Consider the following 21,443-nt stretch of genomic DNA (forward strand, 5'->3'; position numbering starts at 1 on the left):
ATTAGGAAATATTCTCGTTAACCATCATTTCGAACTCTTCAACATTCTCATTGGAGCCGATAATGACCATAATGTCTCCGGTTTTCAATTGATCCATCGCTGTCGGCGCAACGATTACACCATTCTCGCGATGAATGGCCACAATCGTGCAGCCAAAGCGAGCTCGTGGATGAAGCTCTCCTACATTTTTACCGTTAAGGCATTCAGGAACGTTCATCTCCACGATGCTGTAATTTTTAGACAATTGGATATAATCAAGCAAATTCGGCGTCACCAATTGGTGTGCTACCCGGATACCCATATCCCGCTCCGGAGAAATGACTCGATCCACGCCCAGCTTCTCCAGTGCCCTACCATGTAGTACAGAGATCGCCTTGGCTACCACCGTCGGCAAACCAAGATCTTTAAGCAGAATTGCCGCCAGTATGCTCATCTGAATATCATTGCCGATCGCTACGATCCCGCAGTCGAAGTTACGTACTCCAAGCGATTTGAGAACCTCTTCATCCGTTGCATCAGCAACGACGGCGTGGGTCAGCTTATCGCTCCATTCATTTACAATTTCCTCATCCCGGTCGATCCCCAATACCTCATAACCGAGATCCATCAGTTCCAGTGCCAAACTAGATCCGAAACGCCCCAGTCCGATCACTACAAACTGCTGTGTTTTCATGCTTATCCTTCCCCTTATCCAATAATAATTTTACCTTCCGGATGTCTATATAATTCTTTGCCCTTCTTCGGCCCAAGCGCATATGCCATTGTTAGTGGCCCTAGCCGTCCGGCAAACATCGTGAAGCTGATAATAAATTTACCTATCACTGTTAATTTACCCGTTAATCCCACGGTCAAGCCAACCGTGCCAAAAGCCGAAGTCGTCTCGAAAAGGATGCTCAGGAAGCTTGCACTCTCGGTCGTCGATAGTACCATCGATACCGCGATGACGAGGAACAAGGATAACATCGTCAGCGTGACCGCTTTGAAGATACGGTCCTGAGTCAGACGATAGCGGAACAGCACAAGATCAGACCGCCCGCGAATCATCGAGATTACAGCGCCGACCAGAATCATGAAGGTCGTTGTCTTAATCCCGCCCCCGGTAGAGCTCGGAGAAGCACCAATAAACATAAGGATGACCATGAAGAATTGAGTTGCCTGCCTTAGCGAACCCAGGTCGACCGTATTTGCCCCCGCCGTCCGCGGTGTTACCGACTGGAAGAAGGAAGCCCATATCTTTTCTCCCCCGCTAAGGCTTGAGAATGTACCCGGATTCGTAAACTCAAATACGTAAATCACCAAGGCCCCGATCAAAATAAGCGAAGCCGTCATCGTCAATACCACTTTGGAATGAAGCGATAGCTTCCGGTGCTTACGGAAGTCAACAAGATCCGATAACACGATGAATCCAAGGCCCCCGGATACGATCAGGAACATCGTCACCAGGTTAACAATCGGATCGCCTACGTAGCGGGTAAGGCTCTGATAGTGACCGAACAAGTCAAAACCGGCATTATTAAACATGGATACTCCATGGAATATTCCAAAATATAACGCACGTCCAAACGGCATATCAAAGGACCAGCGAATCGTATAGATTAATGCGGCGCTGCTCTCAATGACCAGGGAATAGATCAGAACCTTGCGAATCAAGCGGACGATCCCTTCCATCGTGTTCTGGTTCATCGCCTCTTGCAGCAAGAGACGATCCTTAAGCGATATTCTGCGCTTGAATACGAGCGAGAATAGGGTAGCCACGGTCATAAATCCGAGACCGCCGGTCTGAATCAGCAGCATAATCACGACCTGGCCGAACGTAGAATAATATGTCCCGGTATCCACGACGACCAATCCCGTCACACAGGTTGCCGAAGTTGCGGTAAACAGCGCATCAACGAATGGTAAAGACTCCCCTGTTGTACTTGAGATCGGCAGCATTAACAGCAGCGCTCCGACGAGAATAATGGCTGCGAAGCCCAATACTAAAATCTGTGGCGGGGAAAACCTGAACCATTTTACCCACATGCTTAACTGCAACTTAATCACTCCATCCTTTTTGTAGCAAAGAAAAAAAGCACTGGAAATCCAATGCTTTTTGATTGGTCCCTGCTCAAAGGCCTACGAGGTTAGCTGACGGATTCGGACATGAACGGTTGCCCTATTCGCTTGGATCCTTGGAATATCCAGAAATTCAGCGAAACTCACCCCTAAAAATCGGTTCCCCCGTTTTCGTAAAGAAATTCGGCCATTTATATATTTTATTGTTTCATTGTTTTCATTTCATTTTCGTCAAATGGATTATAAGCCTTATCGGCGTGTAATCACAAAGTTTCTTTTGGATTAAATAACTCTAAAAAGGCGTAAAAGGCGTGAAACTATGATTATGATACTCCATTATCTGAGCCATGCGAGACCTTACCAGAGATATTGCAGATTTTCGTGAACTATATCCCGATTGGCGAACCTAAGGTCCCCTATGTTATCTTTAATTGAATGTGTTTTCTAAGAATTACGCTCAATGTCACCCCCGCTTCTAACTCACTTGGTTACGACAAGCGGACTCATTGAACAATTCCTTGTTTAGAAAAAAGTGTTAAAGGAGCTGTAAAAATGCAAACTTCCAAGAACTCACCTGGGATCTTGCTCAAACCTAAAGCACTCTGGATACTTGCTGCGATTGGATTGGTCCTCTTCATTGTCCTGCAGCTTTGGCTGCCTTCCTTGAACGAGCCGGAGCAACAATTAAGCAAGACCATCAGCAAAGAGCAAGCCAGGCAGGCCGCCGCTTCATTCGCTCAGACGGAGCTTGGCATCAACGGTAATTTTCAGAATGCTCACGTTACATACGATACCAAGCCTGAACTGTTCGGATATTTGACGAAGGAAAATTTAGTCGGCAAATATTCTAAATCCTATGGCAAACAATTTCCTTATGACGTCTTCCATGTTGTCTTTACAGAACCAGATGACATATTAAGCCTCTTAAGCATCGACGTTAATATGCAAGAGGGCAATGTCGTTGCCTTTGAGAAGGTCATCTCGACAAGTAATGCCACCAAGCAGGCTTTAATCGACTACGGTCGCGAGAATACACTGTCTCTGGTGGCCCGGGAAGGCGATATCAGCCTGGCGGATAAAGAGCAGTTAGTCCGACCTTACCTGAAGACTTTAGGAGTGAGTGAAGCCGATCTGAAGCTTGCTACCGTCGAAGGGCAATACGGCTTACTGTATGAATTGCCAAATTACGAGATCGGACAGTCACGGGCCCAGATACAATTTCATTTCGAATATGGCGCGGTAGCTTCAATGGAGACGAAGTTCACCGTTCCGAATTCCTACAACGATTATCTTAGCGGTCAGAAGACGCTCGCCTACATCCTTACCTTTGCAGGCTATGGGCTGCTCACCTTCGTTCTGGCTATTCTGGCGATCGTGTACAGCATAGTGACAAGAGCCTACACCTCTTTTAAGCGTGGTCTCTTCCTAGCTTCTCTTTATTTTGTCCTAAGTATGGTCGGAGCAATCAACATGCTGCCCTATTTACAAAAAGATAGTCTGAGCAGCTCCATACTCATCTTAAGCTTTGTTATTCAGGGCGTAGTAACCCTACTGCTGTCCGGCTCCATCTATGTATCGCTAGTGGGTGGCGATGCGCTCTGGAGACAGAAGGGGCGGATCCTTTGGCCAAGAGCCAAAGAGCCCGGTTATGGACGCCACGTGCTGACAGCGATGACGAATGGGTATGCCTGGGCGCTGATTTTGCTCGGGGTACAGTCCATTATTTTCCTGGCTCTCGAGAATACAATTCATACCTGGTCGACGACAGATGCCTCCCAATCGACTTACAACATGCTTCTGCCGCTGCTATTCCCGCTGCTGGCCTGGGTAGCAGGTATCGGAGAGGAGGCCGTATACCGATTGTTCGGGATCGCTATGCTGAAGAAGATGTTCCGCAGTACATTCGTAGCAAGCTTGATTACTTCACTGATCTGGGCCTTCGGTCATACCCTGTATCCAATATATCCAGTCATCTCGCGGCCCATTGAACTCATGTTCATTGGCTTGCTGTTCAGCTTCGTGTTTCTGCGCTATGGATTTATTACCGCCGTCTTCTCCCACGTCATCTTCGATACGATTCTGATGTCAATCAGTCTGATGGTCATGGGCGGAGGACTGAATATTGCTGCCGGGTTATTCTATCTGGTACTGCCGGCCATTGTCGGTTATCTGATCTACCGTTTCAATCCAGCGTATAAGGAACGTCCGATTTCGCCAACAAAAAAAGAGGAGCCGTTTATTCCGACTCCTCATCCCGAAGCGAATCAATAATTGTCTGTGCGAGTTTATCCCCGATAGAAAGAGGCCGAAAATCTTCGATGGAGGCCTCTTTTATTTTTTTCAGTGAGCCGAAGTGCTTCAACAACAGTTTGCGTCGTTTCTCACCTACGCCGGGAATCGCATCAAGCTGCGATACGACCATCGATTTGGCACGCTGCTCGCGATGGAAAGAAATCGCGAAGCGGTGCACCTCATCCTGAATGCGCTGCAGCAAATAGAACTCCTGACTATCCCGGGCCAGATTCACCGGCTCCGGCGGATCGCCGATAATAAGTTGGGCGGTCTTATGCTTCGTATCCTTCACGAGGCCGCAGACAGGAATGAACAATCCCAGCTCATTCTCCAGCACATCCTTGGCCGCAGCCATCTGCCCTTTGCCGCCGTCCATAACGATCAAATCAGGGAGCGGCAGGTCCTCTTTGAGCACGCGCTCATATCTGCGCCGTACAACCTCACGCATCGTCTCCACATCGTCAGGGCCCTGAACTGTACGGACCTTGTACTTGCGGTATTCCTTCTTGGCCGGCTTCCCATCGATAAATACTACCATCGCGGATACCGGATTGGTTCCTTGAATATTCGAGTTATCGAACGCTTCGATCCGGGACAGCTCGGTCAAGCCGAGAGCAACGCCCAGATTCTCCGCCGCCCTAGAGGTTCGTTCCTCATCCCGCTCGATCAGACGGAACTTCTCGTCCAACGCAACACGGGCATTCTCAATGGCCATCTGCGTCATCTGACGCTTCAGTCCCCGCTTGGGAACCAGCGTCTTCACATTCAGCCAGTTCTGCAGAGCGGCTGCCCCACTCTCCGCATCAAGCAGTTCTCCACCTTCATCAGAAGCCTCGAAAACCTTCTCTTCGACCTGTTCCTCTGTCTGGCCCTCCTGCTGCCCCGGTTTCATATCTGGCAGCAGAATCTCCTGTGGAAGCGCCGGATTGTCACTATAATATTGTGTTACATAAGACAAGAAATCACCATAGGCCTCTCCATAGAATGGAAATACCGAGGCATGTCGTTCGATCATTTTCCCTTGTCGTACATACAAAATCTGCACACACATCCAGCCCTTATCGACCGCAAAGCCGAATACATCACGATTTCTCGCATCATTCATCGTAATCTTCTGCTTCTCCATCAGGGCGTCTATGCTTCTGATCTGATCACGCAGCTCCTTGGCCCGCTCGAAGTACAGCTCCTCAGCTGCTTCTTCCATCTTGCGCTGAAGCTCCTGCTTGATCTCCTCATGCCCGCCATTCAGGAAGGATACGATCTCTTGAATCATCTCATCGTACGTCTGCTGAGGCACTTCCTTCACGCAAGGTGCCAAGCATTGGCCCATATGATAATACAGACAAACCTCCTTCGGCATCACATTACACTTGCGCAGCGGGTACATTCGGTCGAGCAGCTTCTTCGTCTGCTGTGCTGCATAAGCGTTCGGATAAGGGCCAAAATACTTAGCCTTATCCTTAAGAATCTTCCGCGTGACTTCCAGCCGTGGATGAGGTTCATTTGTAATTTTAATATATGGGTAGGTCTTGTCATCTTTCAGCAGTACGTTATAACGGGGAGAATGCGTCTTGATCAGGTTGCACTCCAGAATGAGCGCCTCCATATTGCTGCCGGTAACGATATATTCGAAATCGCGAATCTCCGAGACGAGCCGTTGTGTCTTCCCGTCATGACTGCCAGTGAAATAGGAGCGTACACGGTTCTTCAGAATTTTGGCCTTCCCAACATAAATAATCATGCCGTTCTTGTTCTTCATCAAATAGCAGCCCGGTAGATCCGGCAGCAGTGCAAGCTTGTGACGGATCGATTCCATCGCCTGCTCCTTCTCCCGCATTTCTTTGGCATAGGTATCCGAATGATGGCTATTGCTAATTGTCCTCTCCCCCTCTCACTTCATGATGCTGTTCTGCACAGAAAACGCCCCCGGGCATGCCGGAGGCGTAGTTGTAGCACTCTGAATCAGCTGGCCAAATTAATGTTTGGCAATCATGTTTTTCAGCGCGTCTTTGGAGTTCAAGCCAACAACTTTGTCGACAGGTTGGCCGTCTTTGAACAAGATAAGAGTTGGGATACTCATTACGCCAAAGCGGGATGCGGATTCAGGGTTCTCGTCCACATTTACCTTCGCGATTTTAACTGAATCACCCAAATCACCTGACAATTCTTCCAAAATTGGCGCTATCATTTTGCAAGGACCACACCAAGGCGCCCAAAAGTCGACCAGAACGGTACCTGTACTTTCGACTTCACTGTTAAAAGATTGATCGGAAACATTTACTATTGCCATGATATCTCCTCCTTGTATGTTACTGGAATGCCTGCATGAAGCCAGCCCAACATTCCCTAACTAATCAGTATAGGTGTAATAGCGCCCTATATTGACGCTATGAATTACATTATAACATAACTTTTTAGTAAATGGGAATTCGCGTCAGGCATCATCTTTACAAACTTGAAAGCGATTGGTTATACTAAGAATATCCAAATATCGCTTTGTCTATGATATTTTTAATTGACAGTACATAAAGTGTGTGTTCAAAAAGGTCGGTTTTCAGCAACAAGAAGGTTGGATTAGGCTACAGTCTTTTTGAGCAACCTTATAAAACCAGTTTTAAGGAGGCCTCGCCCATATGGATGCTAACCCGCATGTGAACGACCCGCGCCAGCATATCAATGAAGAGCCACGCAATGACTTGTTTGATCTGATGAATGGTTTTTTCGGTATGCTCACCCTTATGGCCATTATTTTCTTCGGCATGGTCATTTTGAAATTTATCGCCAGCTAGTATGATCGCTTTCGGTCAAACAGCCCTGCCGATTTTGTTTTCAACTTACGTTTGAATACCACAAAGAAGACCTCGCAGTCCCAATTAAGGGGTATTGCCGAGGTCTTCTTTGTGTTTGTTGATTTATATTATGGCCGGCAATTCTATTCGCCCGATTATGATCTATTGCCGCGCTTATTGCTGCCGGTAACTGTGACCACGTCCACGAATGGAGCGATCCGATCCATCAATCGCTGGCCTTTATACCGTTCCTCCCCGTCCTTGCTCGTAAAGCTCAAATGCTGCTCCAGCGCTTCCAGCGAATAATTGGAGGTATAGAAGGTCGGCTTACGATTCATCCGATAATTCAATATCGAGCCCATCACATGGTCGCGAACCCAAGGGTTCAAATTCTCCGCCCCGATATCATCAAAGATGAGCAGATCGGCCTGCTTCATCACTTCGACAGTCTCCTTCAACTTCTGTGAATCCTGAAGCATCGACTTCAGGTCCTCTACAAATTCCGGCATATACACAATGACTCCGGAATATCCCGACTTCGCCAACTTGTGTAGCAGATAACACATCAAGAAGGTTTTGCCCGTTCCGAAGTTGCCCTCCAAATACAAGCCGCGCGGTTGCAGACCGCCCTCCTCTGTGGCGCTGATATAGCGAAGCACTTGGGTTACGGCAGGTGCACGGACACGATCCTTCGTCAGAATCTCGACTTCGTCATATCCTTCCTGAAGAGCCCGCTCATCCACATAGAAGCTGCGGATCTTCTTCTGAATCAATAGCTCATTCTCTCTTTGCAGTTGTCTTGAGCAAGGAACCTGACGAGCGACGATTTGTGGGCCAAGTGTATTATTCTCCACTGTCAGCTTCGTGAAATGGCCGGGAAAATCATTAGGACATTGATCGAGTCCGGGACAATTGGCACAATGACGGCTGTCATTCACGTATTGATACAGCTTGGCCATATCTCGAATCAATTGCTCTTCATCCAGCTCGGGATGCTTCGCACGAAGCTCAAGTACAAGCGGATCGTTCAACAGCTCCGCCTTAAGTTGCTCCGACCGCCTGAGCAGGTTGTTATTCTTCATCCCTACAAGTATTTGACCGACTGAATCCATTGCTTACGTCCCCCTTCCCGATTAAGCCTCATTGTTCCTACCAGCCTGCATCCGTTCTGCAAGCTTCAGCATCTCCGCGAATTCCTCATCCGAGACGCCCTCTTCCTGGGCAGAGCTCTGCACAATAGGAATTTCCGGCTTGCTCTTGCCCGTGGCTTGACGCCCTTTGTAGGTACGTCTGCGGCTCGCCCCATCTTGCGGCTCTGAGGTGGACTTGGCCTTTACCTTAGACTGCTCGCGGATGTAACCAACCGCCTTTTCATAAGTATTAATTTGCTTCATCAGCATATTGGAAGCGATCGCCTCCACAAAATTGCGATTAATCCGCTGCTCCGTATTGGAAGTAAGCAGAGACATCAAGTAATGAATCAGGACATTGATGACTTCGCCAGGCAATTTATAATTCAGATCAATCTTCGTAAAAATATCCAGTAAATTGTCCGGAACGGCTCCCGGGAAGAAAGTTCTTAAGAGGCGCGTATACGGCTCGTTGCGGAGCATCATGTTGTATTGATGAATATCGCATTTATTAGTGAATTGCTTGGGTACCTCTAAATAAAATTCCATCTGTACCGGGAACTCTTCCAACTGTTCCTCTTCCTCCCGAGCAGAAGAAATAGAGACAACCTTGGCATAGGCGACTTCCCGTTCCTCATTGCGTCGCTTACCTTGACGGAAATGGAGATTAGCTCGATGCTGCAACTCATCCAGCAGGATACCTCCGCTGGGATCAAATACCCCATCCTCGTCCAACAGGCGGCAAATATCCTGCACACTTAGATCGAATTTCCGGGCCACAAAATTAAGCACCCCCATCCCTTCCAGATTGAAGCGAAGCCCTTCAACATGAGTACGGTTCACCGAATCGCGCGGGAAGCGAAGAATAATATCCGCGTAGTTAATCCGCTCTTCTTCATCCAGAAGAGGGCCTCCGCTCTGACGAGCCAAGGCCGTCTCTGCAATCGCCTGCTCTAGTTCATAGTCTATGGAATGAGTATTCAATTCAAAAATATCATAAAACGGCACCGTAATATTTTCTTTGTTGTAAGACAAGCCGTACATATCCCCCGGCTCCTTGCTGAAGAACCGTTCACGCAAAGACAGGACAGCAAACTTCCCGATCTTGTCGCGCAGCAGCAGCGTCAAATGCTGAGTATTAAAAAATTCTGTCGGCGATAAAGGTGGCTGCAACTCATATTCGTACATATATTCATCGCTATCGGTCATATACATGCGGCTCGTCTGTAGTAGGCCGACTGCTTCCAATTTGGAAGTCTGCTCTACGAGATAAGTGCGTCCCCTCTCGCTTGGATCAATCCCCAAAGTCAAGAAAAGCGCCCGCTGCTGCTCAACCCGTGAATAGCCGACCTGATCCTGAGGCACCTGCTCTACTAAGAGCCGATATAGTGAAATAGCAAAAGCCCCGACCATCGGCTGATAGATTAGACTAAGCGTCTTCCCGTCAACAGGACTGAGACTGAAGTCACGATATACGCAATAACGATGATTTTCAGTAAAATGCAGCATGTTGTTCATGCGCACGGCTTCATCGCCCCTTCCCACAATTAGATGGTTCATATTCTATTGAAACGTCTATCTGAGGATCTGATCCATTACGGGAATTCTCGATCCTCTTAACTTGTACACGTTCGATCAATGTTTCTATATTCTATCACAAAATGATTCTACTTGAATCATTCAAACCTTACAAAAATCATGCCATTTCCCTGGCAATAATTCTAAAAAATCGACAAAACAAAGCCGATAACGCTTCAGATCGCAGCATTATCGGCTTTTTCCAATCTTTAAGTATGGACTTACGAATCTAGAACATCTTATACCCAGCAAAACGCAGCTTGCGTATTGTCCATCCGCTGAGGATCGCTCCTGCCAGACCAGCCAAAGCGGTCAAATAATCAACAAGACGGAATGAGGACAAATAAAGCCCCAAGCTCTTATCATGATCCCATAGCGTATATACAACCACCGGAACAATGATAATGACGAACACGTAAGCGGGGAACCATGTCGTCTTCATTAGCATGTTAAGAATGAATCCGATCCCGAACATCATGACAAAAAACAATACCATCAATATCAATACGATGAGCCATCCCACGTACCTCACCCCTTATGTACACTATAACAAAGGTCACACTATTTATAACTAGTAGATAGTTTACTAAAAAAAATGTTGCAAAGCAATGAACTTTACTTATTTTTATAACGTTTTCATTTGCCCCTGCCGATCATATTAGGATACAATGGTGACAGTGCATAAACTTATGCCTACCTAATGATTATTTAGGAGTGATCATAAAATGAATGAAGCTGCATTAACCCTGGAAGGCTGGTATGCTCTCCATGATTTCCGCACCATGAACTGGACAGCCTGGAAAGAGACTGATGATGAAGAGCGTGCTGGCGCCCTGGAGGAGCTTCACAACTTTCTGCAGGAATGGGACTTATTAGAGCAATCCAAAACTGGCAGTACTGCCGTTTATTCTATCCTTGGACAAAAGGCTGATTTTGTATTCATGCACCTCCGCGAATCACTTGAGGAGCTGAATGCATTGGAGAATGCTTTTAATAAAACAACCTTTGCCGAATATACAAACAAAGCCTATTCATATGTCAGCGTAGTAGAGCTTAGCAATTACCTCGCCTCTGGCGGAGGAGATCCGAAGGAGAATCCGGAAGTTATGGCGCGGCTGCAGCCAATTCTTCCTAAGTCTAAGCATATCTGTTTCTATCCTATGAATAAGAAGCGGGATCTAAGCGATAACTGGTACATGCTCTCTATGGATGAGAGACGCGCCATGATGCGAAGCCACGGTTTGATTGGACGCAGTTATGCTGGCAAGGTCAAGCAGATCATTTCCGGCTCCGTTGGTCTGGACGATTGGGAATGGGGAGTAACGCTGTTCTCGGATGACCCGCTGCATTTCAAGAAGCTTGTATATGAGATGCGCTTTGATGAAGTAAGTGCTCGTTATGGTGAGTTCGGTTCCTTCTATGTGGGCAATTTGTTAAATGAACAGTTGTTTGAAGACATGCTCAAAATCTAATATTCCGCTTTTGATCACAAAGCAAGTCAGGAAGCCCACTCGGCATCGAATCTTGAATTCAGCCGGGCCTAAGTAGATGCTTACGTAGTCATGTTTCCTCCGGAAACATTTCAGGTGCTCACGTACCAACTACGTACGTTCCGCTCCTCAGGCCCTAGCTTCCATCCAACCTTCTCGGTGCTGAAAACCGGACTTTTTGAATATGATTAGTCTAATATCAAAAAAGGCACTCTCCGATCTTATGATCAGAGGTGCCTTTTTAATATCTATTCTCCGCTATCGTCCTCTTCCTCAAGCCTGCGCAGCGATTCCAGAAATTCCGCAGTTGCACGGTCGCGATCTCTGCTCTTCTCCTTCAAACGCTCTATGGCAGGCAGGATCAGAATATCGACTTCTTTCTGGACAACATAGGATAAGTCATATTGCCCTTGCTTCTCCAGATAAGAGCCGACCTCCATTAAGGCGTTATAACGATCTAGTTCCTCTCGGGTTAACAAACCTCGTACCTGCACACTGCAATGTCTCATTTTACAGGAATCTGCCTTTCTTCAGAACGAGCGGAATCCCGCCAATGATAAATAAATAACGGATATCAACCAGCTTCTTAATCTGAGCAGCTACCCAACCTTTGTACTTCTTGCCGAATGCACTAGCTACAGCCTCGCCTTTACCCAAGGAAGCCACCGTCCCTTTGTTGCTGAAGGCGAATTTCTTAAGTTCCTTGTTACGGATCGAAGCCACAACATTCTGCGCACATGTTACCCCTTGCTGCATAGCAATTTGTGCTGTCGGCGGATATGGCCGCCCTTCTGGATTAAGCATAATGGAATTATCTCCAATAATAAACACATGATCATAGCCCGGTGCATGTAAGTATTCATCAACCATCACCCGGCCTCTGGATGTCTCGAAGCCAGCGGCCTCGACTAGGCGATTGCCACGAATTCCACCCGTCCACACAACGGTAGCAGAACGGATCACTTCTCCATTCGCCAGCACAACTCCGTCTTCCATGCACTCTTTGATCGCAATACCGATCTTGAATTGAACGCCCTTCTTCACAAGTACATTTTGGGCATATTCCACCAGTTCAGGATCGAATCCCGGCAGGATCGCTGGAGCAGCCTCTACATTATAAATATTAACAAGACTAGGGTCGACATCATATTCTTTGCACAGACGCGGAATACGGTCAGCCAATTCGGCGACGAATTCGATTCCACTGAAGCCAGCTCCGCCTACTACAAAATTCAGACGGTCGGTGCGGCTCTCATCCAACTTATATAGAGCGAATTGATATTCAATATGTTCGCGAATCAAGCGAACCGAGTTAATACTACGAATCGTCATCGCATATTCGGACAGCCCCGGAATACCAAATGATTCTGGTTCCCCACCCAGTGCAATGACGAGATAATCAAAAGATAAAGTCCCATCCTGAAGAATCACCTTACGGTCTGATAGACGAATTTCTTTGACATTGGATTTAACCAAGTCTATTTTGAATTCATCGATTAACTTCGAAATGGACACCCGAGTATGCTCGATCGAATCCGTTCCGGCAGCTGGCATATGCAAATGCGTTGTGAAATAATGATAATCATGACGATTAACCAAGGTTACATCTGCTTCATTATAATTCAGTTCCTTCTGCAGACGCTGCGCCGTTAAAATTCCGCCATATCCTGCACCGAGAATGACGATTTTAGGTATGGTACTCATCTCTAGTACTCCTTCCAGTCTCAAACACTCTATTTTTGTATTTTTTCTATCTGGATTCCTATTTCAATGTGAAAATAACCACATAAAAAAATAATAACCAGTTTGTATATTTGTCGATCATGAAGTTTATGATATTTCTCACAAATATTGTAACCCAAATCACCATTTTAAAGCAAAAAAATGACAGTGTAAATTTTCAAATGTGCTTTTTTCGTCACAAATTTATGTGCATACAATTTGAATAATATCGACTTTTGTATAAAAGATCAAGTCTTATTTTACGCCACTTGCGGGCATTTCTAGGGTCGCATAAATTGGAAATTCGACAAATATCGCGTTAGCTTTGCAAGACAACAGCGGGAGATTATAATAAAGTAGAAATGACAATATAAAAACTTCATGAAATGATCTGGAGGTGTAAGTCTGTGTCATCCCTGAATGCCAACGGAGAATTTACCGACCTTCTCATTATCGGAGGAGGCCCGGCAGGTATGTTCGCCGCTTTCTACGGCGGAATGAGAAAAGCTTCCGTCAAATTAATCGAAAGTATGCCTCAGTTAGGTGGACAAGTAGCAGCCCTCTATCCTGAGAAATATATTTACGATATTGCCGGTTTTCCTAAAGTTACAGGTCAGGAGCTAGTGAACAATTTAACGGAACAACTCAAAATGTTCAACCCTGACATTCGTCTTGAGGAAAAAGTACTACAAATCGAAAAAAAGGATGAACGGCATTTCATCGTAACCACCGACAAAGACGTTCATTATGCCCACGCGGTTATAATCACCGCAGGCGTAGGCGCATTCGAACCGCGTCGTCTTGAGCTTGAGAACGCACTTGGCTTCGAGAAGCATAATCTTCATTATTTCGTTAACGATATGGAGAAATTCCGGGGACGGAAGGTGCTGATCAGCGGTGGCGGTGACTCGGCTGTGGACTGGGCACTCATGCTTGAACCTATCGCCGAGCAAGTAACGCTTGTTCACCGCCGCGATAAATTCCGGGCTCATGAACATAGCGTTGAGAAGTTGATGGCTTCCCGCGTGAATATCGTAACTCCTACAGAGATTACAGAGCTTCACGGAGAGGATCAAATCAAGCAAGTAACGCTGGCCCATGTTAAGACGAAAGAAGAATCGATCGTTGATGTCGATGACGTCATTGTTAATTTTGGCTTCGTATCTTCCCTTGGTCCAATTGCTGAATGGGGGCTCGATATTCAATCTAACGCCATCGTCGTGGATTCACGAATGGAGACTTCGATTCCGGGGATCTTTGCAGCTGGAGATATCGCAACGTATCCTGGCAAGCTGGACTTGATCGCTGTCGGCTTCGGCGAAGCGCCTACTGCAGTGAACAACGCCAAGGTATATATCGATCCGGAAGCGAAGCTTTCGCCAGGTCATAGCAGCAATATGAAGCTATAAGATAGGTTACTCAAAAAGTCCGCTTTTGATCGCGAGGTAAATCAGGCAGTGATATCGGCATCTAATCTTGAATTCAGCCGGGATTTCCGGTGCTCACGTACAAACTACGTACGCTCTGCTCCTCAATCCCTAGCTTCATCCAACCTTCTCGGTGCTGAAAACCGGACTTTTTGAGCTTCTATTAAATAAGGGAAATCAAATCTACATGAGATTCAAATAAAAAGGGTATCTTAACTTTACGCAGGAAAATGATGTCGTAAAGGAGAGATACCCTTTGCCTTATGTCTGCCCGTTATGCAACGGCCTGGCCCCATTAACTGCAGCTTGTCCAGACTGTGGATATACTCTGGATAATGCCGGTCGAAGAGAGGATTATGCTGGTCCATATAGTCCCTATGGCTCTGCGGACCAATACACTTCTGCTCTCTCACTTCACAGCCTGGAGGGCTGCGAGCATGTTGTCCAATGTCCACACTGCCATGAGGCTTATATTTATCGAGTTAATCTTTGGGAATCCCCTTAACTACGAGTCAAGTAAATTTAGAGATTTTCACCGGCCGGGAGAAGCCAAAGCTTGTCCAAACTAGTGTAAAATAGAACCGTCCGATGTATTGAGTTCTCGTCTATGGATCTCTGCCAACAGAAGTGCGATGAACTCCCGGTCCAGGTTTAGTTCCGTGGCCATATAATAGGATTCAAGCAACATCTCATCTGTTAACATCGCCATTGATCATACACCCTTTCTATTTTTTTCTAATCATAACAAGATTCTCCGAACAGAACAAGCGTTCCGTTATCCACATACACCTGTGGAAATCCTGTGAATAACTTGTTAGTAAAATGCGTAGTTGACTGTAAAATCTAATTGGATAATGTGGATAAAAGTTATTCACAGGAATTTTGTGTCAAAATTTCGGAGAAATTTTTTTTTAGATATTTCTAACTTTGTTCGATGTTTTATTACTGCGGCCTCGTGTTGACCTCGAATATCCATACCTTACCGTTGACATCGATCCCATAATCAAAGCCCAACTGATCGATCCCCGGAAAAGAACTCTCCATAATTCCGATGCAAGTATTCGTTAAATTACGCATTTCTGCACTTTTCTTCCTCGCCGTCCCTCTAGGCAATGAACGACTTAAACCGGAGCGAGCAGACAATTGCGTTCCGCCCTTGCACAGGTTTGTAACGAATAGACCTGGACGAGCCAATCTTCCAACCATCGCCCGATATGTCCATTTTCCATTGTGCTTAACTACCTTCACACGATAATCGATCGGCCGACCGGCTATCCTAGCCAGGTGTATGCCTTGCTGAATAATATATGAGCGGCGAACCTTCGCCCGGTTCAATGCCCGGAGCATCGCATCATAAGTAGAAAAGGAAGATCTTCTTGACATATTGGTAAAAGAATAGATTCCACCTGAATAGGTTACCTTGATTACGCCATAACCTCCACCGCCACGGACTGGCTTGATGACGACCATACCAAAACTATGCAACATCTGCTTCAAAGATTCAGAATTATACTTACGTGTTTGAGGTATGTGGGCAGCCACACTTTCGTTACCGAGCAGTGCTTCCGTCTTGAGCCACTTATTGGCCAACTGTCTTCCCACGGTTGACATCCCCCTTTCCGTTATGTGATATTCATACTCGAATTAACGTATTTTTTCTTGTATGTTTGTCCGCGGCAATGGCCTGTTTTATTCGCAACCGCTTTCTATGCAAAATTTCAAATTTAACGTATAGTATGTAGCAGGTATATAAGTTGAACTATTGAATTTGGAGGATTTTCAGATAACCGGGAGGGACGTTAGTATGTCGGCTTTATTTGGAGTATTGTATTGGTTCGCTATGATTGCGATGTCACTGGTTCTCGCAGCGATCACGGTAACTGTGTTCCTGTTCGGCTTCAAGGCAATCAAGACATCAAGCAAAGGGCTTGGAATCAGCTGCATCGTCTTCTCGGTCGTCGCGGCTGGAATGGTAGTTCTCATGGTCAACAAGCAGTTCTTCTAATCGCTACATATTCAGGCAAAAAGAGATTCGTTCCTTTTCAATCCATGAAAGGGTTCGAATCTTTTTTTCTGAAAAATTTGAAACTATATCAATCTAAAACGTATTATTTATATAACAGATTATCAGGAGGTTCTACAGCTATATGGAAAACTCACAGACATGGAGCGGACGCTTCAAGAACCTGTTCATTAATAACCGTTTCGTTCTATTTCTATTGATCTTGCTCTTGATCGGTTTGAATGTGCTGGTTTTTTATAAAATCTCCTTCGTGTTCAGACCGATTACCGTACTGTTAAAAACAGTTCTGCTCCCGGTTCTACTTACGGGTGCGATCTATTACCTACTTAATCCACTCGTCGATTGGCTGGAGAGGAAAGGCGTCAAACGCGTATACACGATCGCTGCCCTGTATTTGCTAATTATTGGCTTGCTTACGATCATTATCGTGTCTGTCATTCCGCTCCTTCAGGAACAGATCATCCGGCTCATTGATAACTTCCCGAGATACAGCTATGAGGTTCAGCTTCAATTCGAAAGTCTGATTGGCAGTGACTTCTTCCATCAATTCCAGACAACGATAGGATTCGATCCGTCTACAATTGGGGACACTTTCTCCAAACAGGCTACGACGATTCTAAATGGCGCCTGGTCTAGCATAGGCGGATTCCTTGGCACGATCAAGGATGTCATTCTGGCCATCGCAACTGTGCCATTCATTCTATTCTATCTGTTGAAAGACGGGAAGAAGCTTCCCCAATACATTCTTAGATTTGTACCGATCCGTCTTCGGGAGAGCACACATACAGTAATGACTGAGATGAACGGGCAAATTAGCCATTATATTCGCGGACAAATCATTGTCAGCTTCTGTATCGGTATCCTGATGTATATTGGATTCCTCATTATCGGGCTCGATTATTCGCTGATTCTTGCTCTGATTGCTTCCTGTACCAGTATCGTTCCTTATCTGGGACCAGCGATCGCTATCACACCGGCACTGATTATCGCTTCAGTCACATCGCCGTTCATGCTGCTCAAGCTGATCGTCGTCTGGACGGTCGTACAATTAATTGAAGGCAAGTTCATCTCGCCGCAAATTATGGGTAAGACGCTGCGAGTCCACCCTATTACGATCATCTTCGTTATTCTGACCGCCGGGAATCTGTTCGGCTTCTTCGGAATTCTGCTCGCGGTTCCAGGATATGCGGTATTGAAGGTCGTCGTGACTCATTTATTCGATTGGTTCGAGCGAAGATCACATTTATATGACCCGATTGAACAAAATGAACCGAATGAGGACAACGCTGACACTATGGAGAACCCTGCTCTATAAGGCAAAATTAAAGCAAACACAAAAAACAAAGTCCCTGCGATTGTCTACAGGGACTTTGTTTATATATATCTCAATCACAAACTTCCGGCTTACCTTCTTCATTACGCATGCGGAAGGACTGTCCACAGCCGCAGGTAGCGATGGCATTCGGATTGTGGATTGTGAATTATACGGATGGCTTACGTTCGGCTAAAACCGCGTCAGATCAACGTTTGCCGCGAGTGTACGGGATTATTAATCTCCGATAGTACCTGTTAATCACGCGCCTCTATAGCGCATAATCTCGTTGATCGTATTGTACCCTATTAATGCCGACCTTCGCAACGGCTATTAATATGATGATTACGACTTTCTATAATATGTATTCTTGTGTTACGATGTACAAAAACGGAGGTTGCGCATGTCCAAATTATACAATGCACTTACTGATCGCGTAAACAAGCGCGAAGTTATGGATTGGGCTGAGGGATTAAACGGACTAGTAGCGGTCACTAAATCGAATGTATATCTTGTTCGGGGCGGATTCATGGAAAAGGAAAAAGTAAAAACATACATACTAAGAGGAATCACATCAATACAAGCTAAGAGGCCCACTACTTTCACTAACGGTCATTTTCAAATAATTTCCTCCGGCGTTGGCGATAAGACCTCTAGGTACGGCACAATTAACTACGCCTTAGACGAGAATACGGTGATGATTAGGTCTAATTTTGATCATTTCCTACGTCTTGAGCAATTAATATATAAAATACAAAGCGAGCCTCAAGTGGTGATCGCAAACTCTGTACAAGAAGTACAAAAAGAAGAAGATACCTTTGTGATGTTAGAGAAGCTGAAAAAACTCCGCGAAATGTCCGCTATAACTGAGGCGGAGTATGAAGAAAAACGCAAAGAATTATTGTCGAGGATTTAAACGAAAAAATGGGGCGCAAGCAATACGGATATTATTCCGCAAGCTTGCGCCCCTTATCTTTGTTCTATTCGTCTTTATTCGCCGCGTCCGAAAGTCCTTCCGCCAACATATACGCAACACACGCACCGACAGCGCCAATTACTCCGGTAACTTGTACGACGGTATTATCGCCAGCTCCGGCCGCCGTCATTATCGACGTAGCGAGCGCGGCCAGAAGCGCCCAAAACTTCCGCGAACTTAATTTACGTTTCCAATCGATATTATTCATTATAATTACGCTCCCTTCTTAAATAGACCGGCGCGATCCATAATCGTAACCATCCGATAGAAGTCGTAGCTTCCGTCCGCGGTCGTATCTAACAGACCGGCCTTCTTCGCGTTCTCACAAGCCGCTGCCGCCCACGTTGGAATTGCCGCCATCTTCGCGTTCTTCTCTAACACGGCCACCTTCTTCTCAAGTGCCGCAAATGCCGCCTTTTCATCCGGAGTCATTGCGTTATCCCCTTCCGTTTCGTTAATCTTTTTGAATGCCGCGTCAATCTGCGCCTGTGTCGGACGCTTGCCTGCGCGGTATTGAGCCGTCGTCAATCCGAATGTCATCTCGAAGTGAGGCGTGTCTTTAAACGATACCCAGTCGCCTCCCCACACAAAGCCGAGTTTCTTGGCTTCCTCGACGACTTCCGCCCAATCGGCCTGTCTATCTCCGTCTCCATCGCGTTTCGTATCCCAGGACACATTTTTGCCGTCGGGCATCAATAGCGCAAAGTCTATCGCGACCCCGAAGTTGTGATTCGAGTAGCCGCCGCGAGCATTCGTTACTTTCGGCTCGCTCGGCTTTGCCTTTACGTTTGCGAGTCCGACCTTATTCAACGCGGCCTGAGTGCGGCCTTGCGCGTATAGATTGTTTTGTTCCGCAATCGTACGCAGCCCCTGTGTTATCACAATCGGAACACCGCGGTAGAAGCAACGAGTAATTAACGCTTCGGTCGCCGCTCTAACAACGGGAAGAAGCCCGCTCAGTTTTGCCGCGGACTTAGACTGTACATATTCGAGTGTTAGCGTCATCACGCCGCATCCTTTCCGTTTATAATCGCCTTGATCTCGTGAACGTCCGAAGCAAGTTCCTCGTTTTGCCGCGCGAGAACTTCGAACCTTTCCGTCAGCCCTTCCGCAAGCTTCATTAACCGATCCTCTCGCGCAAGGGCCTCCTCGTGCATGCGCTCTTCGCGCGCTTGGGCTTTATCGCTGACTCGCCGGATTTCGCGCCACAAAATTGTCGCGACCACAACGAGGAGGATCGCAAATATTCCGTTCTTGGCGACGGCTTCCCAAAATACTTGATCCATTATGCAGCCGCCTCCTCCGTCGTCTCTTCCGATTCTTCCGCAGCATCAAGCGCACAAAGCGCCGCAACTATCTCGTCGTCAAGCCTGCGCAGGACTTCCACGCGATGCTCAGTGTCCGGAATCGCGGATAGAGTTGCGGAGATCACTGCGGACAGTTCCGGGAGCGGCTGCGAAATGTCCACGGTAAATTCGAGTAATTGTCGTAGTTTCATAGATTACCTCCGTTATTGGAACGCAAAAAGAGCGCGACCATTACGGCCACGCCCTGCGTTATATATACGTTTATTTATTTCGCCTGTAATTGAGATATCTCAGCGTTAGCCGCGTCAATCTTCGCTTGGAGCTCGGCGATTTCCGCTTGAGCTTTCGCTAGTTGTTCCTCCGCGCCAGACGTATCCATTTTTGGGTCGTCCTTACCGGCCTTTGCATTCCACGCATTCATTTCCGCGATGGATGCTTTCGCTCGTTTAACCGCCTCATTAGGACCGTCGAGCGATGCTTCCCACGTGGCTATATTTCGTTTAAGCGTGTTAATCCGATCATCTGTTTTAATCTTCTCAACGAGTTGGTCCTCCTCGGCTGTCAGCTTAACCGTACCCCCTTCGTTTTTAAGCGAATATCCAGCAGCTTCCGAGAAGCTTCGGACAGGCGCATAGGTTACACCGTCTATTATTACAGCATCCTTCACGGCCTTTCCGTTAACCGTGACCGCGATAACACCTTGTACCTTCTTTCCTATAAGTGAGTTTGTAGCTGCGGATGCAACTGCGGTTAATGATCCGAGGAGTAATGTTCCGACAATAATTGCGCTAATTCCCTTTTTCATAAATATTACCTCCGCTTCCTTATTAACCACAGTATACACCGTAGGTACTATTTTGTCATTTTGGGATGTTTACTGTAGCAAGAGTTGCTCCGGTAACACTAAACAGTTTTAAATTTCTCGTATTAGGATCGAATGTCATATTTGTTGCGGTTTGATATTTTCCTGGCACGTCATTTAATGCCGCGTTTATATTATTTAGCTGTGTTTGGAGCCCGTCCACGCTAGAAATAGATATACCAGTTACACCGCCCGCAAATTGGACACGGTTTTGAAAGTAGGTACTTCCTTGAATTTGGATGTCATTATCCAGTGACGCGATGAACAGCCGGCCGTCAGATACGAGTTGCACTAGTCCCGACCCGCTCGCGATATACCCCGTAAGTCTGCCCGATGTTTTAAAGTTAATCGAACCCATGCCGCCAGCAGTGTTAGCTTGCGATATAACAATACGCTCGTACCCGCTTGAGTCGAACGCCTTTAATCCCGCGGAGTTAATCTCTATCCGGTCCCCACTCGCAGCCGTCCGGAGCAACGCGC

23 protein-coding genes, 2 pseudogenes and 1 riboswitch are annotated in these 21,443 nt (G+C 46.5%); of the genes and pseudogenes, 7 read left to right on the top strand and 18 right to left on the bottom strand.

Annotated features, from left to right (window positions below; genetic code table 11):
* Window position 1 precedes the first annotated feature (1 nt).
* A complete protein-coding gene (locus ABD014_RS15435) occupies window positions 2-673 on the bottom strand; it encodes a potassium channel family protein (RefSeq protein WP_343862656.1) in 672 nt (223 codons plus the stop codon).
* 14 nt (window positions 674-687) lie between these two features.
* Window positions 688-2,022 carry a TrkH family potassium uptake protein gene (locus ABD014_RS15440; RefSeq protein ID WP_343862712.1) on the bottom strand — a complete coding sequence of 445 codons (1,335 nt, stop codon included), beginning with the start codon at window positions 2,020-2,022 and terminating at the stop codon, window positions 688-690.
* 75 nt (window positions 2,023-2,097) lie between these two features.
* Window positions 2,098-2,254, bottom strand: a riboswitch (cyclic di-AMP (ydaO/yuaA leader).
* Window positions 2,255-2,607: 353 nt separating this feature from the next.
* Here ABD014_RS15440 and ABD014_RS15445 point away from each other — a divergent pair.
* On the top strand, window positions 2,608-4,326 hold the full coding sequence (locus ABD014_RS15445; protein ID WP_343862658.1) for a CPBP family intramembrane glutamic endopeptidase: 1,719 nt from the start codon (window positions 2,608-2,610) through the stop codon (window positions 4,324-4,326).
* Here the strand turns inward: ABD014_RS15445 and uvrC are convergent.
* Entirely contained in the window at window positions 4,292-6,163 is a 1,872-nt protein-coding gene (gene uvrC, locus ABD014_RS15450; protein ID WP_343862660.1) for an excinuclease ABC subunit UvrC, read from the bottom strand. The genes ABD014_RS15445 and uvrC overlap by 35 nt on opposite strands.
* A 159-nt stretch (window positions 6,164-6,322) precedes the next feature.
* Entirely contained in the window at window positions 6,323-6,637 is a 315-nt protein-coding gene (trxA, locus tag ABD014_RS15455; protein WP_068777944.1) for a thioredoxin, read from the bottom strand.
* Between the two features lie 343 nt (window positions 6,638-6,980).
* Between trxA and ABD014_RS15460 the strand changes: the two genes are divergently transcribed.
* Window positions 6,981-7,136, top strand: coding sequence for a YqzM family protein (locus tag ABD014_RS15460; protein ID WP_343862665.1), 156 nt, complete (start codon window positions 6,981-6,983; stop codon window positions 7,134-7,136).
* Between the two features lie 155 nt (window positions 7,137-7,291).
* Here ABD014_RS15460 and dnaI read toward each other — a convergent pair whose 3' ends face one another.
* The 3 genes from dnaI to ABD014_RS15475 all read right to left on the bottom strand — a co-directional run bounded on the left by dnaI (window position 7,292) and on the right by ABD014_RS15475 (window position 10,367).
* Entirely contained in the window at window positions 7,292-8,248 is a 957-nt protein-coding gene (gene dnaI / locus ABD014_RS15465) for a primosomal protein DnaI (protein ID WP_343862667.1), read from the bottom strand.
* Between the two features lie 21 nt (window positions 8,249-8,269).
* Window positions 8,270-9,790 carry a replication initiation and membrane attachment family protein gene (locus tag ABD014_RS15470; protein WP_343862669.1) on the bottom strand — a complete coding sequence of 507 codons (1,521 nt, stop codon included), beginning with the start codon at window positions 9,788-9,790 and terminating at the stop codon, window positions 8,270-8,272.
* 283 nt (window positions 9,791-10,073) lie between these two features.
* A complete protein-coding gene (locus tag ABD014_RS15475) occupies window positions 10,074-10,367 on the bottom strand; it encodes a YuiB family protein (RefSeq protein WP_127002441.1) in 294 nt (97 codons plus the stop codon).
* Window positions 10,368-10,569: 202 nt separating this feature from the next.
* Here ABD014_RS15475 and hemQ point away from each other — a divergent pair, with 202 nt between their 5' ends.
* Window positions 10,570-11,316: a hydrogen peroxide-dependent heme synthase gene (hemQ, locus tag ABD014_RS15480; RefSeq protein WP_127002443.1), complete on the top strand. Its 747-nt coding sequence runs from the start codon at window positions 10,570-10,572 to the stop codon at window positions 11,314-11,316.
* 266 nt (window positions 11,317-11,582) lie between these two features.
* Here the strand turns inward: hemQ and ABD014_RS15485 are convergent, their stop codons facing one another.
* The gene (locus ABD014_RS15485; protein WP_343862674.1) at window positions 11,583-11,843 is read right to left on the bottom strand and encodes a hypothetical protein; all 261 of its coding nucleotides are present in this window, start codon (window positions 11,841-11,843) and stop codon (window positions 11,583-11,585) included.
* A gap of 1 nt (window position 11,844) precedes the next feature.
* Window positions 11,845-13,038, bottom strand: a complete 1,194-nt coding sequence (locus ABD014_RS15490) for an NAD(P)/FAD-dependent oxidoreductase (protein ID WP_343862676.1) — start codon at window positions 13,036-13,038, stop codon at window positions 11,845-11,847.
* A gap of 404 nt (window positions 13,039-13,442) precedes the next feature.
* On the opposite strand from ABD014_RS15490, the gene ABD014_RS15495 reads away from it, so the two are divergent.
* Entirely contained in the window at window positions 13,443-14,465 is a 1,023-nt protein-coding gene (locus ABD014_RS15495) for an NAD(P)/FAD-dependent oxidoreductase (RefSeq protein ID WP_343862678.1), read from the top strand.
* A 583-nt stretch (window positions 14,466-15,048) separates the two neighbouring features.
* Here ABD014_RS15495 and sda read toward each other — a convergent pair.
* Both sda and ABD014_RS15505 read right to left on the bottom strand, forming a co-directional pair.
* Entirely contained in the window at window positions 15,049-15,192 is a 144-nt protein-coding gene (sda, locus tag ABD014_RS15500; protein ID WP_127002453.1) for a sporulation histidine kinase inhibitor Sda, read from the bottom strand.
* A gap of 233 nt (window positions 15,193-15,425) precedes the next feature.
* Window positions 15,426-16,085, bottom strand: coding sequence for a YheC/YheD family protein (locus ABD014_RS15505; RefSeq protein ID WP_379340708.1), 660 nt, complete (start codon window positions 16,083-16,085; stop codon window positions 15,426-15,428).
* A gap of 202 nt (window positions 16,086-16,287) precedes the next feature.
* On the opposite strand from ABD014_RS15505, the gene ABD014_RS15510 reads away from it, so the two are divergent.
* Together ABD014_RS15510 and ABD014_RS15515 are read left to right on the top strand one after the other, a co-directional pair.
* Window positions 16,288-16,488 carry a hypothetical protein gene (locus ABD014_RS15510; protein ID WP_251415340.1) on the top strand — a complete coding sequence of 67 codons (201 nt, stop codon included), beginning with the start codon at window positions 16,288-16,290 and terminating at the stop codon, window positions 16,486-16,488.
* A gap of 142 nt (window positions 16,489-16,630) precedes the next feature.
* Window positions 16,631-17,821: an AI-2E family transporter gene (locus tag ABD014_RS15515; protein WP_343862682.1), complete on the top strand. Its 1,191-nt coding sequence runs from the start codon at window positions 16,631-16,633 to the stop codon at window positions 17,819-17,821.
* A 70-nt stretch (window positions 17,822-17,891) separates the two neighbouring features.
* Here the strand turns inward: ABD014_RS15515 and ABD014_RS15520 are convergent.
* Window positions 17,892-17,987, bottom strand: a pseudogene (locus ABD014_RS15520) (iron-sulfur cluster assembly accessory protein); the annotation flags it as partial.
* A 234-nt stretch (window positions 17,988-18,221) separates the two neighbouring features.
* On the opposite strand from ABD014_RS15520, the gene ABD014_RS15525 reads away from it, so the two are divergent.
* Window positions 18,222-18,734, top strand: coding sequence for an SHOCT domain-containing protein (locus ABD014_RS15525; protein WP_343862684.1), 513 nt, complete (start codon window positions 18,222-18,224; stop codon window positions 18,732-18,734).
* 64 nt (window positions 18,735-18,798) lie between these two features.
* Here the strand turns inward: ABD014_RS15525 and ABD014_RS15530 are convergent, their stop codons facing one another.
* The 6 genes and pseudogenes from ABD014_RS15530 to ABD014_RS15555 all read right to left on the bottom strand — a co-directional run.
* Window positions 18,799-19,002 carry a hypothetical protein gene (locus ABD014_RS15530; protein ID WP_343862686.1) on the bottom strand — a complete coding sequence of 68 codons (204 nt, stop codon included), beginning with the start codon at window positions 19,000-19,002 and terminating at the stop codon, window positions 18,799-18,801.
* Window positions 19,003-19,007: 5 nt separating this feature from the next.
* Entirely contained in the window at window positions 19,008-19,799 is a 792-nt protein-coding gene (locus tag ABD014_RS15535; RefSeq protein ID WP_343862688.1) for a M15 family metallopeptidase, read from the bottom strand.
* A complete protein-coding gene (locus ABD014_RS15540; protein WP_343862690.1) occupies window positions 19,799-20,080 on the bottom strand; it encodes a BhlA/UviB family holin-like peptide in 282 nt (93 codons plus the stop codon). Before ABD014_RS15540 ends, ABD014_RS15535 begins: the two co-directional genes overlap by 1 nt.
* Entirely contained in the window at window positions 20,080-20,292 is a 213-nt protein-coding gene (locus ABD014_RS15545) for a hypothetical protein (RefSeq protein ID WP_343862692.1), read from the bottom strand. The genes ABD014_RS15540 and ABD014_RS15545 overlap by 1 nt, the downstream gene beginning before the upstream one ends.
* 74 nt (window positions 20,293-20,366) lie before the next feature.
* The gene (locus tag ABD014_RS15550; RefSeq protein WP_343862694.1) at window positions 20,367-20,906 is read right to left on the bottom strand and encodes a stalk domain-containing protein; all 540 of its coding nucleotides are present in this window, start codon (window positions 20,904-20,906) and stop codon (window positions 20,367-20,369) included.
* Between the two features lie 55 nt (window positions 20,907-20,961).
* Window positions 20,962-21,443 (bottom strand): annotated as a pseudogene (locus tag ABD014_RS15555) (hypothetical protein); the annotation flags it as partial.

This window comes from Paenibacillus motobuensis (genome assembly GCF_039521865.1).
GTDB lineage: Bacteria > Bacillota > Bacilli > Paenibacillales > Paenibacillaceae > Fontibacillus > Fontibacillus motobuensis.